The 16,362-nt window shown below is 63.1% G+C and carries 15 protein-coding genes; 10 read left to right on the top strand and 5 right to left on the bottom strand.

Annotated features, from left to right (window positions below):
* Position 1: 1 nt before the first annotated feature.
* Together X760_RS52995 and msrA are read left to right on the top strand one after the other, a co-directional pair.
* Entirely contained in the window at positions 2 to 328 is a 327-nt protein-coding gene (locus tag X760_RS52995; RefSeq protein ID WP_023718888.1) for a hypothetical protein, read from the top strand.
* A gap of 77 nt (positions 329 to 405) precedes the next feature.
* Positions 406 to 1,134 (top strand): peptide-methionine (S)-S-oxide reductase MsrA, encoded by a 729-nt coding sequence (gene msrA, locus X760_RS52990; RefSeq protein WP_023718887.1) that lies wholly within the window; start codon positions 406 to 408, stop codon positions 1,132 to 1,134.
* Positions 1,135 to 1,360: 226 nt separating this feature from the next.
* On the opposite strand, the gene X760_RS73675 is transcribed toward msrA, so the two are convergent.
* From X760_RS73675 to X760_RS52980, 3 genes are all read right to left on the bottom strand, one after another.
* Positions 1,361 to 3,895 carry a mechanosensitive ion channel family protein gene (locus tag X760_RS73675; protein WP_023718886.1) on the bottom strand — a complete coding sequence of 845 codons (2,535 nt, stop codon included), beginning with the start codon at positions 3,893 to 3,895 and terminating at the stop codon, positions 1,361 to 1,363.
* 101 nt (positions 3,896 to 3,996) lie between these two features.
* Positions 3,997 to 5,001 carry a cytochrome d ubiquinol oxidase subunit II gene (locus tag X760_RS52985; RefSeq protein WP_023718885.1) on the bottom strand — a complete coding sequence of 335 codons (1,005 nt, stop codon included), beginning with the start codon at positions 4,999 to 5,001 and terminating at the stop codon, positions 3,997 to 3,999.
* A complete protein-coding gene (locus tag X760_RS52980) occupies positions 4,998 to 6,371 on the bottom strand; it encodes a cytochrome ubiquinol oxidase subunit I (RefSeq protein WP_023718884.1) in 1,374 nt (457 codons plus the stop codon). The genes X760_RS52985 and X760_RS52980 overlap by 4 nt, the downstream gene beginning before the upstream one ends.
* A gap of 263 nt (positions 6,372 to 6,634) precedes the next feature.
* On the opposite strand from X760_RS52980, the gene X760_RS52975 reads away from it, so the two are divergent.
* From X760_RS52975 to X760_RS52960, 4 genes are all read left to right on the top strand, one after another.
* Positions 6,635 to 7,561, top strand: coding sequence for an ABC transporter ATP-binding protein (locus X760_RS52975; RefSeq protein WP_023718883.1), 927 nt, complete (start codon positions 6,635 to 6,637; stop codon positions 7,559 to 7,561).
* A 14-nt stretch (positions 7,562 to 7,575) separates the two neighbouring features.
* Positions 7,576 to 8,337: an ABC transporter permease gene (locus X760_RS52970; RefSeq protein WP_023718882.1), complete on the top strand. Its 762-nt coding sequence runs from the start codon at positions 7,576 to 7,578 to the stop codon at positions 8,335 to 8,337.
* 137 nt (positions 8,338 to 8,474) lie between these two features.
* A complete protein-coding gene (locus X760_RS52965; RefSeq protein WP_023718881.1) occupies positions 8,475 to 8,966 on the top strand; it encodes a MarR family transcriptional regulator in 492 nt (163 codons plus the stop codon).
* A complete protein-coding gene (locus tag X760_RS52960; RefSeq protein ID WP_023718880.1) occupies positions 8,963 to 9,643 on the top strand; it encodes a GNAT family N-acetyltransferase in 681 nt (226 codons plus the stop codon). The genes X760_RS52965 and X760_RS52960 overlap by 4 nt, the downstream gene beginning before the upstream one ends.
* Positions 9,644 to 9,747: 104 nt before the next feature.
* Here X760_RS52960 and X760_RS52955 read toward each other — a convergent pair whose 3' ends face one another.
* A complete protein-coding gene (locus X760_RS52955; protein WP_023718879.1) occupies positions 9,748 to 11,739 on the bottom strand; it encodes a PhoX family phosphatase in 1,992 nt (663 codons plus the stop codon).
* A gap of 202 nt (positions 11,740 to 11,941) precedes the next feature.
* Between X760_RS52955 and X760_RS52950 the strand changes: the two genes are divergently transcribed.
* From X760_RS52950 to X760_RS52935, 4 genes are all read left to right on the top strand, one after another.
* Positions 11,942 to 12,280, top strand: a complete 339-nt coding sequence (locus X760_RS52950) for a hypothetical protein (RefSeq protein WP_023718878.1) — start codon at positions 11,942 to 11,944, stop codon at positions 12,278 to 12,280.
* A 14-nt stretch (positions 12,281 to 12,294) separates the two neighbouring features.
* On the top strand, positions 12,295 to 12,996 hold the full coding sequence (locus X760_RS52945) for a phosphatase PAP2 family protein (protein WP_023718877.1): 702 nt from the start codon (positions 12,295 to 12,297) through the stop codon (positions 12,994 to 12,996).
* Positions 12,997 to 13,313: 317 nt separating this feature from the next.
* The gene (locus tag X760_RS52940) at positions 13,314 to 13,583 is read left to right on the top strand and encodes a helix-turn-helix transcriptional regulator (protein WP_023718875.1); all 270 of its coding nucleotides are present in this window, start codon (positions 13,314 to 13,316) and stop codon (positions 13,581 to 13,583) included.
* Between the two features lie 180 nt (positions 13,584 to 13,763).
* Entirely contained in the window at positions 13,764 to 15,476 is a 1,713-nt protein-coding gene (locus tag X760_RS52935) for a SulP family inorganic anion transporter (protein ID WP_023718874.1), read from the top strand.
* Positions 15,477 to 15,489: 13 nt separating this feature from the next.
* Here X760_RS52935 and X760_RS52930 read toward each other — a convergent pair whose 3' ends face one another.
* A complete protein-coding gene (locus X760_RS52930; RefSeq protein WP_023718873.1) occupies positions 15,490 to 16,350 on the bottom strand; it encodes an SMP-30/gluconolactonase/LRE family protein in 861 nt (286 codons plus the stop codon).
* Between the last annotated feature and the right edge of the window lie 12 nt (positions 16,351 to 16,362).

The following is a 16,362-nucleotide window of genomic DNA, read 5'->3' as shown; positions in this document are numbered from 1 at the left end:
CATGACCAATCACCTGACCCTGCCGGCATTCGCCTTCGCACTTTGCTCGACGGCGCTGTTCGCCGGAGGCGCGGCGCGGGCCGAAGATACGATGAAGCCGGCGAATGCCATGGCGACAAACGCCATGAAACCGGCAACAGACGCGATGAAGCCGGCCGGCGCCATGGCGCCTGACGCGATGGCCACGATCGCAATGAAGGCTGCTGATCCGATGAAGGCGGGCGATCCGATGAAGGCCGACTGCATGAACAAGGCCGCCGCCGAGACGGACGCCATGAAGAAGGCAGAGGCGACCAAGGCCTGCGATGCCATGGCTCCGGCCAAATAGGCGATGCGCACAGCAATGTGAGAGCCCGGCGGATCTATCCGTCGTATAATCCACACCAGCATCATGGGAGATCAGACATGACCGGAGCCCTGAAACGATCGTCGATTTTCGCAAAAGCAGCACTTGCCGCGCTCATCCTCACGGCTGCCGCTGCCGCGTTCTGGCAGACGCCGGCCGTCTCGGCCGAAGACGCGGTGGTGATCCCGCCGCCGGCGCTGGACGAGAAGGCCATCGCCGGCACCGAAAAGGCGGTCTTCGCCGGCGGCTGCTTCTGGGGCGTCCAAGGCGTGTTCCAGCACGTCAACGGCGTAACCAGCGCGGTCTCCGGCTATGCGGGCGGCGACAAGGACACGGCCGTCTATGAAATGGTCGGCACCAGCCGGACAGGCCACGCCGAATCCGTCGAGATCACCTACGAGCCATCCAAAGTCAGCTATGGCCAGCTGCTGCAGGTGTATTTCTCGGTGGCGCACAATCCGACGCAGCTGAACTACCAGGGGCCGGACAGCGGCACCCAGTACCGCTCGACGATTTTTGCCGAAAACGACACGCAGAAAAAGATCGCCGAAAGCTACATCGCCCAGCTCGACAGGGCCAAGGTGTTTGCAAAGTCGATCGTGACGACGCTGGAGACCGGCAAGACCTTCTATCCGGCCGAGGACTACCACCAGGACTTCCTGACGCTCAACCCGACCTATCCCTATATCGTCTACAATGATCTGCCCAAGGTCGAGAATCTGAAGCGGCTGTTCCCCAACCTCTACAGCGAAAAGCCGGTGCTGGTGCTGGCCGCCAACAAGAGCTGAGCTTTTAGGGCCTGCCTAAACTGGAAGCGTCGGCGGGACAGCGCCCCCTCAGGCCTGCCGGCCATCTCCCCCACTTGGGGGGAGATTGGATGTCCCGCGGCTTTCGCCGATCACCGATGTTGGAGGGAGGGAGCCGGCGCCGACGCTGCAATCTCCTCCTTGTGGGGAGATGGCCGGCAGGCCAGAGGGAGGCGCGAAGGATCGCCGACGCCTCTGTGCAAACGACCTAAACCCCCTTTTTCCAGGGCAGGCTCCAACGCACTTTCTCCAGTGTCGCCTTTGCCTCGGCCGAGTCCGGGTCGGGCTCTGTCTCACGATAATGCGCCGAGCCCCGAGGCGGGTAGGCAAGCGTGTTGTTGAGGGCAAATTTGTCGATCTGGCTGAACTCGGGGAAAGGCAGGTTTTCCGCTTCGCGCCAATCGCTGACCCTTTTCTCCGCGGCGATGCGTTTTTCGTCGTCGACCGGAAGGTCGGTGGCTCTGTATTCCAGTGATGAAGGGAAGGCGAACTGCGCGCCGGCATCATCCATGATGTTGATCATGGACAACAGGATGTCCTCGCGGATGGCTTGGAACTCGGCCACGTCGGCGGTTTTGACGTAGGTGAACACGTCGATGTCGAGCGAATAGGCGCCGAAGCCGGCAAAGCGCACGCGGCACGGCTCGTCGACGACGCGCGGATGGGCGATCAGCAGCTTGCGCAGCTCGGCCAGGACGTAACGCAGCTGATCGGGCGTGGTCTCGTAGCGCAGCTGCAGCGTCGTCGCGAACCGGGTGCGGTCGCGATGCGCGTAGTTCTCGATCTGCATACCGGCGAAATCCGAATTCGGCACCGAGATGATCGTGCGGTCGAGCGACCGGATGCGCGTCGAGCGCATGCCGATATGCTCGATCGTGCCGGACTGATCGCCGAACTTGCATAAGTCGCCGACGCTGACCGGCCGATCGGCATAGAGCGTCAGGCCGGAGAGGAAGTTCTGCAGCGTCGGCTGCGCCGCCAGCGCCACCGCCAGGCCACCGATGCCGAGACCGGCAATGACGCCTTCATAAGGGATGGCGAGCACTTCGGCCAACAGCAGGAAGGCGACGACCAGCACGGCGACGCGCGCGACGCCGGTGGACAGCGAAATCAGCGTGTCGTGATAGCCGGGCACTTGCCACAGCCCGCGATAGTGTTCGGCGACCTTGCCGATCAGGTGCCAGACCACCGGCACCGCGCCGATCACGATCAGGCTCCAGGCGATTGCCTTGACCGGGGCGGCGACCACTTGCGGCAGGCCGAGCGGGCGCAGCGTCAACAGCAGGAAGAAGCCAAGCACGATCGAACGCACGGCCCATTCGACGATGCGGAAGAACGCCGAGCTGTCCGTCCTTCGGACAATCAAGGAAATCAGCGCATTGGCGATGACGCCGAAGACGATGCCGGCCAGTGCCGCGAGGCCGAGCATCCACCATTGCCAGTGCTCCATCGGTCCGGCGCGGGTGAGCAGGCCAGGGCTGATCTCGCGGGCGAGGCCACGGGCGATGAAGAACGGGTCGGTGCTGGCGAAGGCAGCGAACTCCGGCGCCACCGGCACGTCTTCCACGTCGGCGTAGAGCGCGCGGATGTGGGCGAGCGTCTCGGGCGTGAACTGCCAGATCTTGCCCTTCTCGGTCTCGACCGGGCCGATGACGATGTTGCCGGCGGGATGCTCGAAATAGATGAAGGGGGTGTTGCTCTTCGGGTCGTCGGGGATCTCCTGCCAGTAGACATAGCCGATGCGGTCGATGACCTTTTTGAGATAGCGCTCGAGCAGGAATGCCTCGTCGCCGCGCACCGCGGAAGTGTAGTTGCGCAGGTCGAGCGCCGCCTGTGCCGGATCGCCGGCCTCGGTGAGGCCGCTCAACAGCACCTTGAACGTGTCGCGCGGCGAGGCGAGCTTGCTCGGATCGTCGACCATGTCGACGGCTTCGCCACGCGCTTCCTGGAGTTCGGCGAGCTTGGCCTGGAGCTGGGCAAGTGGCGGCCCGACGATAAACCACTCGCCATTCCTGCGGCGAAAGGTGAGGTCGAAGGAAACCCTGGTGCCGTATTGCGGCAGCGTCGCCGTCACCTCGTTGCCGGCAATGTTGTCATGCGGCAGGCTCCACAGGCGGAACGTCGCATTGTCGATGACGGTGAACAGGAGCTTGGTATAATCGGGCATGTTGAGGCCGCCGCGGTCGGCCTCGGTGACGTCGACGAGGCCCGCTGCCAGACCGGCAAGGCCCATGCCGCCGCCGGTGGCGCGCGGCACGTTGTCGGCGCCGCTCTCGTTCATCGTCTGCAGGAACGAGCGCATGGTGCTCATCGGGCTCGACTGGTCGACACGGACGTCCTCGACGGCGCTGACGCGCACGCCTGTCCACCATTCGGCGGTGGCGGCATCGAAACGGCCCATGAAGCTGCCGCCGTCAGGCGACTGGACGAAGGTGAAGGCGCCCTGGCGGTCGCCTTCGAACCAATGGCCGACAAGCTTGTCGCCTTCGGCCTTGGCCTCGATGCGGCCGTTGTAAAGCGGGTAGACGCCCTTTACGTCGGTGCCGGTCTGCTCGAACTTGATCTGGGCGCCACCGCCGCGCCACTTCGTGTCCCACACGCCGATCCACTTGGCGGTGTCCTGGGCATGCGCCTGCGGCATGGCTGGCAGAAGGCCTGCAAGCGCGAGTGCGCCGATCAGCGCGACCGTCCGGATCAGCATCAGCAACAGCCGATCCTGTTTTGCCGCAAAAAAGGGGGTCATTCTGTTGCCCTTCTTCTGCCGGCGATTCTGCTGGGCCGGCCAGAGAAGGTTATTCCGCTTGAAGATGAATATTCTGTTTCGGGCGGCGCCGGCGAAGCCGGTCAGTCATAGGTCAGATCCGTCGCCTTGCCGCCGAACACGCGGTAGGCAAAGAACGAATAGAAGATGATGATCGGCAGCACGACGACCGTCCCGACCAGGATGACGGCCAGGCTTTCGGGTGCCGAAGCAGCCTGCCAGATGGTCAGCCGGTCGGGCACGACGAAGGGGTAGAACGACCAGGCGAGCCCGGCAAAGCCGAGCGTGAAGATCGCGGCCAATGTCAGGAACGGGAGCAGCGCGTGGCGATCGTCGGGCTTCGGCAGATGGAAGGTCTGGCGCCACAGCCACAGGAACAGCACTGCCGACAGGATCGGCAACGGCGACAAATAGAGCATGGCCGGCCAGACGAACCATTTGTCGAAGATGCGCGCGCTGGCAAAGGGCGTGGCCAGCGATACCGCAACCATGCCGAGCGCGGTCAGCACCAGTGCCATGCGCAGCCACAGCACCGCTTTCTTCTGCAAGTCGCCTTCCGTCTTGTAGATGACCCAGGCCGCGCCCATCGCCGCGTAGGCTGCAGCAAGGCAGAGTGCCACCAGCGCGCCGAAAGCCATGCCGCCAGGGCCGACGTCGAGGCCGAGCACATAGACGCCGAGCATATAGCCCTGCGCCAGCGACGCGATGACCGAACCGAGGAAGAAGATGCGGTTCCAGCGGTGCTTCCTGCCGGCCGGCACCTTGGCACGGAAATCGAATGCGACGCCGCGCAGGATCAAGCCGACCAGCAGGACGAAAACCGGAATGTAGAGCGCGGTCAGGATGGTGCCGTGCGCCAATGGGAAGGCGACCAGCAGCAGGCCGACGGCGAGCACCAGCCAGGTCTCGTTGGCGTCCCAGAACGGGCCGATGGCGGCGATCATCGTATCCTGCTCGGTGTCTTCGGCTGCGGCGAACAAGATGCCGATGCCGAGATCGAAACCGTCGAGGATGACGTAGATCAGGATGGCGAGGCCCATCAGGCCGGCGAAGATCAGAGGCAACAGGGTCGGCCAGTCGAAGCTCATGATGTTTCTCCCGGTTGCGCAACCGGTTGCGACAGCGGCCTGTTCATGACGCCCGGCAGCGGCGAGGTGTCACCATCCTTCGCCGCCTTCAATGCCAGATGCACCAACACGCCGAGATAGGCGATCAGCAGCAGCACGTAGAGGATGAGATAGACCGCGAGCGACAGCGCGACATGGCTGCCGGCGACCGGGCCGACAGCATCGGCGGTGCGCAGCACGCCGGTGACCAGCCAGGGCTGGCGGCCGATCTCGGTGGTGTACCAGCCGGCCAGCGTCGCCAGCCAGCCGGACAGTGCCATCGGCACCATGACCAGCGCCAGCGGCTTAGGCAGGCTGTGGCGACGCTTGAGGAAGAAGGCCGCCGACCAGGAGACGACGAGCATCAACAGGCCGGTGCCGACCATGATGCGAAAGCCCCAGAACACCGGAAACACCGGAGGATGGTTGCCGGCATAATCGTTCAGCCCCGGTACGATGCCGCCGGCGCTGTGCCTGAGGATGAGGCTGGCGCCGTCGGGAATGGTGAGCTCGAACCTGTTCTCCTTGGCCGCTTCGTCGGGAAGCGCAAACAGCACCAGCGGCACGTTGGGACCGGTGTTCCAGTTGGCCTCCATGGCGGCGATCTTCTGCGGCTGATGTTCAAGCGTGTTGAGGCCGTGCTGGTCGCCGGCAAAGATCTGGATCGGGATCAGGATCGCGGCGGCGAAGACACCGGTGCGCAGCGCCTTCCACATCGATTCCGAGCGATCGCCGTAGAGATAGCGCAGCGCCGACAGGCCAGCGATCAGGAACGAGACGGTCAGCCCCGAAGCAAGCAGCATATGAACGAGCCGGTAGGGCATGGACGGATTGAAGACAACGGCCCACCAGTCGGTGGCGTGCGCAACACCATCGCGAATTTCGAAGCCGGCCGGCGTCTGCATCCACGAATTGAGGGCGATGATCCAGAAGGCGGACAGAGTGGTGCCGCCGGCTACCAGCACCGTCGCCAGCGTGTGGACGCGGTTTGAGACGCGGCGGAAGCCGAACAGCATGATGCCGAGGAACGCCGCCTCGAGGAAAAAGGCCGTCAGGATCTCGTAAGCCAGCAGCGGGCCGGCGATGTTGCCGACCGTCTCCATATAGCCCGGCCAGTTGGTGCCGAACTGAAAACTCATGGTGACGCCGGAAACCACGCCCATGGCGAAGGACAGCGCGAATACCTTAACCCAGGTGAAATAAGCGCGCATCCAGGCGGAGTCGCCTGTCGCGTTGTAGCGGAGCTTGAAGAACAGCAGCACCCAGCCGAGCGCGATGGTGATCGCCGGGAACAGGATGTGGAACGAGATGTTCGCGCCGAACTGTATGCGCGACAGGATGAGCGGGTCCATGGCGGCTCCAGCTGCTGCTTGTTTGTACAAGGATAGGCTTCATGCGCCGGGCGGTCAAAGCGGCGTCCCGCCGCGAGGCGGAACGCCGCAGTGCCGGTTAATCTGCTTTTGCGTGGAATTTTGCTGGACGACCAGGCGGGTGTTGCCTATTCCGGCGAACCTCGATGTCCAGAACTGTCAGGAGCGCCATTGACATCCGGATTTGCGCACCGACATTCAGCGGATTAAATCAACAACTCTGTTTCAAGCAGCCGTTTTCAGCCATGCAGCCGATCATCTCGATTTCCGGGGTCACGAAGACCTACGCCACCGGCTTCAAGGCGTTGAAGGAGATCAATCTCGATATCGTGCGCGGCGAGATATTTGCGCTGCTGGGGCCGAACGGCGCCGGCAAGACGACGCTGATCTCGATCGTCTGCGGCATCGTCAACCGCTCGTCGGGCACCGTCACGGTCGACGGCCATGACATCAACCGCGACTACCGCGCTGCGCGCGGCCTGATCGGGCTGGTGCCGCAGGAACTGACCATCGATGCCTTCGAGAGCGTGTGGGCGACGGTCAATTACAGCCGCGGCCTGTTCGGCAAGCCGGCGGACAAGGCGTTCGTCGAAAAAGTGCTGCGCGACCTGTCGCTCTGGGACAAGAAGGACGCCAAGGCGATCACGCTGTCCGGCGGCATGAAACGCCGGCTGATGATCGCCAAGGCGTTGTCGCACGAGCCGCGAATCCTGTTCCTCGACGAACCGACCGCCGGCGTCGATGTCGAGCTGCGCCAGGACATGTGGGCGATGGTGCGCCGGCTGCGCGAAGACGGCGTCACCATCATCCTGACCACGCACTACATCGAAGAAGCCGAGGCGATGGCCGATCGCGTCGGCGTCATCAACCGCGGCGAGATCGTGCTGGTCGAGGACAAGGCCGAGCTGATGCGCAAGCTTGGCCGCAAACGGCTTGTGCTGGAACTGCGCAGCCCGTTGGCCACCGTTCCCGATGCTTTTTCGCACTACGCGCTGGAGCTTTCGCCCGATGGCGGGCAGCTGACCTATACCTATGACAACCAGAGCGAACGGCCGGGCGTCGCCTCGCTGATCCGCGAGCTCGAGGCGGCCGGCATCCAGTTCCGCGACATCGATACGGAAAACAGCTCGCTCGAGGAGATCTTCGTCAATCTGGTGAGGAAACAGGCATGAACCCGCGCGCGGCCATGAACCTTCATGCGGTATGGGCGATTTATCGGGTGGAGATGGCGCGCGCCCTTCGCACTGTGCTGCAGAGCATCGTTTCGCCGGTCATTTCGACGTCGCTCTATTTCGTCGTCTTCGGCTCGGCCATCGGCTCGCGCATCACCGAGATCGACGGCATCAGCTACGGCGCCTTCATCGTGCCGGGGCTGATCATGCTGTCGCTGCTGACGCAGTCGATCTCCAACGCCTCCTTCGCCATCTACTTTCCGAAATTCGTCGGCTCGATCTACGAATTGCTGTCGGCGCCGGTGTCCTATCTGGAGATCGTCATCGCCTATGTCGGAGGTGCGGCGACAAAGTCGATCGTGCTTGGCTTGATCATTTTGGCGACGGCCTCGCTGTTCGTGCCGCTGACGATCGAGCATCCGTTCTGGATGCTCGCTTTCCTGGTGCTGACGGCCGTGACCTTCAGCCTGTTCGGCTTCATCATCGGCATCTGGGCAAGAAGCTTCGAGCAGCTGCAGCTGGTGCCGCTGCTGATCATCACACCGCTGACCTTCCTCGGCGGCAGCTTCTATTCGATCAACATGCTGCCCGGCATCTGGCGCACGGTGACGCTGTTCAACCCGGTGGTCTACCTGGTTAGCGGCTTCCGCTGGAGCTTCTACGGCAAATCCGACGTTTCGGTCGGCGTCAGCCTCGGCATGACGGTGGTCTTCCTGCTTGTCTGCATAGCGATCGTCGCCTGGATCTTCAGAACCGGCTACCGGCTGCGCAACTGATCGATTGGCCTTGCCAGGCAAAGCAGCCTTATCGATCAACGGAAACAGCACTGAGTGCAGCCCCTGCGACGATAGCCCCTTGACCTTCATGTTTTGTTATATATCATGTTATGATTTATCGCGAGGCGGATTGGCCTATGGAAGACGTCATACGATCGCTTGGCTTCCTGTGCCTGGGCAGCAGGATGAAGCGTATAGGCGAGCAACTGCAAGCGGAAGCGCAGCGCCTTCTCGACCGGCTGGATGTTCCGGTTCAGGCGAGCCAGTACCCACTGCTGGCCGCGCTCGACAGGCTAGGTCCCCTGCCTGTCGGGGAACTGGCGCAATCCCTTGGCATCGCGCAGCCAGGCGTAACGCGAAGCGTCTCGCTTCTCGCCGAGTTGGGATTGCTCGAGGTCAGTCCGTCGATCGATGACCAGCGGCGCAGGATCGTCTCCCTCACCAGGGACGGCCGGCGGCTGGTCGATGTCGCAAAGCGCGAGGTCTGGCCGCGCATCGAGAACGCCGTCGCGGATCTGTGCGCGGATCTTTCGGGGCCGCTTCTCGATCAGTTGGCCGCCATCGAGGACGGCCTCGCCGCGGCTCCTCTCGACCGTCGTGCACCAAAACCGAGAGATGCCGTGCAATGAAACACCTGCTTGACCGCCCGATCTGGAGCGCGCTTCAGACGCGACATCAGGCCTTCGCGCAAGGTGGCAACCTCGCCAGGCGATATCGGCCGTCGATTGTTCCTTTCGCCGCCACTGGCGCGGACGACGCGGAAAGCCTGCGGGCGCTTGAAAAGCTTGTCTCCCCAGGCGAGAGTGTGATCCTGCTTCAAGCGGACGCCATTGCTCTGCCCACGGGGCTTTCCGCGACGTCGACCGCAGCCGGGGTTCAGATGATTGCCGAGCAGCCGTTGCAGATCGTCTCCGACCAGCGCGTGCAACGTCTGACGCGAGACGACGCCGCTGAGATGCTGGCTCTGGCGTTGGTCACCAAGCCTGGCCCATTCACGCTCGAAGCCTTGAGCCTGGGCGATTTTTGGGGTGTGAAAATCGAGGGCAGACTTGCGGCGATGGCCGGCGAGCGCATGAAGCAACCTGGCTACACCGAACTCAGCGGGGTGTGCTCACATCCGGAATTTCGCGGCGGTGGCCTGGGCAAGCTGTTGTCAATATTCGTGGCAAACCGGATAGTGGCACGCGGCGAAGTTCCCTATCTCCACGCCTATGCCAGCAACGCCACGGCCATTAGATTGTACGAGTCCATTGGCTTCAGGTTGCGAAGCACAATGAATGTGGCCGTGGTTCAGCGCACCGAATGATTCGTCGGCGCATAATGCGTAAGCATGGATGCATCCCGCATCGGGAAAGGAAGGATTTCGTATCGCCGAAATCCTTCCTTGAGACTGCAAGACCTTGCTGCGTGTCAGACCGCGATCTTGCCACCACCTTGCCTGGTGATGGCAACGACCGCCGGCCGCACCGGCATGTCCGGCTTGAAGTCGGGCCAGCGGGTCGACAAATCCTCATAGTAGGACGGACGGCCGAAAGCCTCCCAGTCCTCGCCACCGTCGCCTGGATGCTGGACGGCAACGAAAGCGGTCTGGTCGTCCGGCGCAAACAGGGGACCACACATTTCGGCGCCGATCGGCACGCGGAAGAACAGTTTTGAGGTCGCCCGCGCCGGCCCTTCCGTATCGACCGCCCACAGACCGTCGGTGCGGCCAGTGGCCTTCGGACCCTGACCGTCGGTGGCGACCCAGAGGCGGCCGGTCGAATCAACCGCGCAATTGTCCGGCATGCCGAACCAGCCATTGGCCGTGGTTGCGGTCGAGAAGGTGGCGCCGACTGCCGCAACCGAGGGATCACCGCATTTCAAGAGCACCTCCCACTTGCCCTTGGTGGCGGCAAAATCGCCGCCGTCCTCGACGATCTCGATGATGTGGCCAAAGGCATTTTCGGCACGCGGGTTGGCGGCGTCGACCTGATCGGCCTTGCGCTTCGAATTGTTGGTCAGCATGACATAGACCTTGCCGTTGGCGGCATTGGGCTGGATGTCTTCAGGGCGGTCCATCTTGGTGGCGCCGAGCAGGTCGGCGGCGCGGCGCGTCTCGATCAGCACGTCGGCCTGGCTGGCAAAGCCGTTCTCCGCCGTCAGCGGCCCTTGGCCGAAGACGATCGGCAGCCATTCGACCGAACCGTCGTCGGCAAACTTGGCGACATGCAAGGTGCCGTCGTCGAGCAAATCCATATTGGCGGCGCGGTCGTCCGGATTGAACTTGCCTGTGGTGACGAACTTATAGACATAGTCGAAGCGCTCGTCGTCGCCGAGGTAGAAGACGACACGGCCATCCTTGGCGACGATCGATTCGGCGCCCTCATGCTTGAAGCGGCCCATTGCGGTGCGCTTCTTCGGCACCGAAGTCGGATCCTGGACGTCGACCTCGACGATCCAGCCAAAGCGGTTCGGCTCGTTCGGCTCCTTGCCGATGTCGAAACGGTCGTAATGCGCTGCCCATTCATAAGCACCTTCGGGAATGCCGAGGCGCTTGTAATTGGCGGCTTCCTTGTGGCCTTGCGGCAGCTCGCCCGAGAAATAGCCGTGGATGTTCTCCTCGGCCATGACATAGGTGCCCCACGGCGTGACGCCGCCGGCGCAGTTGTTGACGGTGCCGACAACTTTCGTGCCGCTCGGGTCGGCGCTGGTCTTGACTCGGTCATGGCCGGCGACGGGGCCGGACAGCGCGATCTCGGTGTTGGAGGTGATGCGGCGGTTGAGCTTGCCGTCGCGAACGACCTGCCATTTGCCGGCTTCCTTGCGGATCTCGACAATGGTGCCGCCATGCGCGGCCATCTCGACGTCGACTTGTTCCTTGCTGAGAGGCGCCTGCTTGGCTTTGCCATCGACGATGGTGACGAGGCCCGGAAACATCAGGTGCGGATTGGTGTATTCGTGGTTGACGACCAGCAGGCCGTGCTCGGCCGAGCCGTCGATCGGGATATAACCGACATAGTCATTGTTGTAGCCGAATTGTCTGGCCTGGGCTTCCGCCGACTGTTTTGTCGGATCGAATTCCGGCGAATCGGCGAACAGCGGATCGCCCCAGCGCAGCAGCACGTCGGCGTCATAGCCGGGTGCGACGTGATGCTTGTCGTCGATGCCGGCCTCGATCTCGTCGAAAGCGAAGGCGGAGCCTTCGGCGGCGCGGGCGTTGTCGGCGGTGATCAGCGCCAGCGGGCTGACGGTAGCGGCTATGGCCGAGACGGCAAGCGAGCCCTTGAGGAAGCCGCGGCGCGAGAACCGCGCGGCGATGATCTCACCCATGGTGCGGTTGTCGCTGGGATTGGCTCCTGGCCCATCGTTTTCCTCGAGCAGGCTGGTGCGGAAATGAGCGTCAGGGGTGCGATGTTCGGTCATAGGGCCTGCCTCTGGCTGGATGGATTGCTGGAGCGTTTTGCCTGGCCAATCCGGTATCGCCGGCAGGTCACAGTTTGATGACATGCCGGCTAATTGCCACCTGCGATTTCGTGCCCAACATCAGCCCCGCTTGACCGCGACCGGCGCTTCGGAAACAAGAGCTGCGGCAGCCGCGCAAGGACCGCATCGGGAGGAGCAAAAAGTGAGTTTCTGGGGACTTGGGCAGCTCTGCATTTCGACAGTGATCTTCCTGCTTGCGGCGACGGCGGCGAAGCAATGGGGACTGGCGCCGAGCTTTGGCAAGATCGTGCTGACGTTGGCGCTCTATTCGCTCGGCAATCTGATCATGCTGAGGCTGATCCGTGAATTCGGCATGTCGGTGTCGTTCAGCCTGTCAGCGGTGATCCAGCTGGTGTCGGTGAATGTGGTGGCGCTGGTCTTCTTCGGCGAGCGCGTCAATGCCTTGCAGGCGACCGGCATCGTGCTTGCCATCGCAGCTGTGGCGCTGATCACGCTCGGACCCTATCTGCAAAGGCTGTAACTGCGATCGGGCCGATGAAGAAGACCGCAAGCAGACTGCGCAACTGGCTGGAGTTCCCGGTTCTGCTGGCCGGGCTGATCATTGCCGGCGGGCTGTGGGGGTTCGAGGAGCTAATGGAGATGGCGCGGGCCACTACGCCGCATGCCTTCGATACCGAAATCCTGCTTGCCTTCCGCAAGGCCGGCCAACCCGACAATCCGATCGGACCGGCGTGGCTGGAAGGAGCGATGCGCGACATCACCAGCCTCGGCAGCGCCAGCGTGTTGGTGCTGATCACGGCAGCAATGATCGTCTATCTGCTCCTCATCCGCAGGCCAGGCGCGGCGCTTCTCATGTTCATCGCGGTAGCGGGCGGCCAGGTCCTGTCAAGCGTGCTCAAGTTCGATATAGATCGGCCGCGCCCCGATCTGGTCTCGCATCTCGCCGATGTGGCATCACTTTCGTTTCCGAGCGGCCACGCCATGCTGTCGGCGGTGACATATTTGACGCTGGGCAGCATGGCGGCGCGGTTTTTGCCCGGGCGGACAACGAAGATCTATGTGCTCGGTCTGGCGGTGCTGACGACGGTGGTGGTCGGCATCAGCCGCATCTATCTCGGCGTCCACTGGCCCTCCGACGTATTGGCCGGCTGGTGCGCCGGCTTTGCCTGGGCGATGCTGTGCTGGCTTGCGGCCCGGTTCCTGCAGCGATGGCTCGGGCGGGCCGGCGGCACCTGACCCATGTCAGTCGATTTGCGGTCAAATCAGCCTGTTGATCAGGCCATGACCGCAGCCTGCCAGCAGGAAAACCATCGACAGCAAGGCTGTCGAGGTCGCCAACGCATTGAATATCTTCACCTGCTCATCCTTTTTGAGTCGTTGTCTGTGAAATCGGGATCGCACTGGATGTCCCGCCAAACGATGCCGAATTGTAGCATGCTAGCGCATCGGCTGGCAAAGAGTGCTGCATGTTTCACATATGCAAGATGATGCTTGAACCATCATAATGAAGGTATTACACGTGATATCGCAGACTCAGACGGGGGTTATGGCCGATGATCACTGCCGCGCAGATGCGTGCCGCGAGGGCGCTGGCCGGCATCGATCAGAAGACGCTCGCCGAGCGCGCCGGGGTTTCGCTTCCAACCATTCAGCGCATGGAAGCGAGCGACGGCGTGGTCCGGGGCGTGGTCGATACGCTGATGAAGGTCATCCAGGCCCTTGAAGAGGCCGGGGTCGAGCTGATCGGCGACAACCAGGCGAGCGAGCGTGGCGGCAGGGGCGTTCGCCTCAAGCCTGTCACGCCGCAGAACCCGCAAGGCTGACGGTACTGCCGCATCGCCGAAAATCGAAATCGATTTTCGGATAGTCAATGCGCGGTTCAAAAGTGTTGGAGCGTACCTGTGCGTCGATTTGGACGCACGCCGCTCCAAGTCGCGACGGCGACCGCCGACAGTCCTGCCGACGATCCCGCCGCCTCCTTGGTTTCATGGGGAAGGCACTCGATGGATCAGACCCGGCGGGCAGTGCATCAACCGGCACGGCCGACATTTTCCGAACTGTTCACGCCGAAGCTGGTGACGGTGCTGCGCGAGGGCTATACGCTCGCGCACTTCAAGGCGGATGCCATCGCCGGGCTGACTGTCGCCATCGTGGCGCTGCCGCTGTCGATGGCAATTGCCATTGCTTCAGGCGTGACGCCGGAGCGCGGGCTCTACACCTCGATCATTGGCGGCTTCCTGGTCTCGGCGCTTGGCGGCAGCCGTTTCCAGATCGGCGGCCCGGCCGGCGCCTTCATTGTGCTGGTGGCTGCGACGGTGGCGCGAATTGGCGTCGACGGCTTGCTGCTGGCGACGATGATGGCCGGCCTGTTCCTGCTTGCCATCGGCTATCTCGGGCTTGGCACCTACATCAAGTTCATCCCGTATCCGGTGACCGTCGGCTTCACCGCCGGCATCGCCGTCATCATCTTCTCCGGCCAGATCGTCGAACTCTTCGGGCTGAAGCTCGCCGGCAAGGAACCGGGGCCGCTGGTGCCCAAGCTGATGGCCATCGGCGAGGCGGCCGGAACGATCAACCTCGCCGCAACCGCGGTGGCGGCACTGACCATCATCACCATTGCGCTGTTGAAGCGGTTTCGGCCGAAGTGGCCGGCCATGCTGATTGCCATCGGGCTGGCATCACTCGTCGTGGCATTGCTCGCCATGCCGGCCGAAACGATCGGCACGCGCTTCGGCGGCATCCCGCGCAGCCTGCAATGGCCGGCCTTCCCGCCGCTCAGCCTCGACAGGATAATCGACGTGCTGCCGGACGCCATCGCCTTTGCGCTGCTCGGGGCGATCGAATCGCTGCTGTCGGCCGTCGTCGCTGACGGCATGACCGGAAGGCGGCATCGCTCCAATTGCGAGTTGGTGGCGCAGGGCTTCGCCAATATCGCCTCCGCCTTGTTCGGCGGTATCTGCACCACCGGCACCATTGCCCGCACCGCGACCAATGTACGGGCCGGCGCGCATGGACCGGTCTCAGGCATGATGCACTCGGCCATCCTGCTTGCCCTGATGCTGGTGGCGGCACCGCTGGCCAGCTATATCCCGCTTGCAGCACTTGCCGGCGTGCTGGCGGTGGTGTGCTGGAACATGTTCGAGAAACAGGCCTTCGCCACCTTGCTGCGCGCCTCGCGCGGCGATGCGCTGGTACTGATGGCGACGTTCCTGATCGTCATCTTCCGCGACCTGACTGAAGGCATCGTCGTCGGTTTTGCGCTGGGCTCAATCCTGTTCATCGACCGCATGGCCAAGAGCATCGCGGTGGAGGCGGACCATCAATCCTTGGTGCAGGAAGACGTCGCCGACCGCGCCAGCGCTTATGATTCCAGCGAGGCGAGCGATGCCGATACTGTCGTCTACCGGATATCGGGCGCCTTCTTCTTCGGCGCCGCCTCGACCGTCGGCACGGTGCTGGACCGCATCGCCGACCAGCGCAGGAACTTCATCCTCGATTGTTCGGCGGTGCCGTTCTTCGATTCGACGGCGGCCAATGTCATCGAGGGCGCGGCCCACAAGGCCAGCCGCGCCGGCGTTCGCTTCATTATATTAGGCGCTTCACCGCAGATACGCCGCATGCTGATCAACCACGGCGTCAAGCGGCCGCTGGTGACTTATGCCGCCTCGATCACGGATGCGCGGGCGCAGCTGAAGAAAGCCGCGCCCGCCGCCTGAGCCGATGGCTGGCTTAGTCGAGGCCTAATGCCGCGATCTCGCCGTCGTTCATCAGCGGCACGAAGATTGTCGACTTGCCGTCGGTGCCGATGTCGGCGCTGCCCGGCTTGAACGTCGCAACCGCTTGCGGCGTGCCGCCGGCTTTGTAGCTGTAGAGCGTGCCGGTCATATACGCGGTGGCGTAAACGCTGCCGCCGATGGCGACGACGCCATCGAGGTTAGCGAACTTTTCTGCGCCGGGCAGTGACGCAATTGCCTTGGTGGCGAGATCGACCGAGAGCAGGCCGCCCGGCTCCGCGGTGCTGAAATCGGGCTTGATGCCCTTGCCCCAGGAAGCGACGATCAGCCGGCCGCCATCGGCGAAGATGCCATTCGGCGAAGCAAGCGCCGCATCCCTGACGAACAGTTCGGGCCGGTCGCCGTCGATGCGATAGATCGTATCGGCAAGCATATCTGTGACGTAGACCTTGCCGGACGCGTCGGCGGTCACGTCGTTGAGGAAGACCGCGTTCGGCAAGTCGATCGTCGATGTTAGCTTGCCGCTTGCGAGATCGACGACGCGCACATGGGTGAGGTCGGCGACGTAGAGTTTGCCGTCGGCAATCGCCATGCCCTTGGGCGCGTCCATGCCGTCGGTCCAATGTTGCGTAACCATCTTGCCGTCCACAGACAGGACCGACAGGTATCCATTGCCGTCGGCGTCGCCGGGATTGCCAACGATATTGGAGATGATGATGCGTTTGCCGGCGGCATCGAACAGCGCCGATTCCGGTTGCTCAAGCCCGGTAGCGCGCCAGAGTTCGGCCGCCTGAACTGCCGGCGCGGCGGCGATGCCGACCAGAGCGAGAAGTATCGAGGTGAAGAGGCTCTTCATGGCTAGTCTCCT

It is taken from the genome of Mesorhizobium sp. LSHC420B00 (assembly GCF_000503055.1).
Lineage (GTDB): Bacteria > Pseudomonadota > Alphaproteobacteria > Rhizobiales > Rhizobiaceae > Mesorhizobium.
The sequence above is the reverse complement of the archived record's forward strand: the minus strand, read 5'-3'. Positions and strand labels throughout refer to the sequence as shown.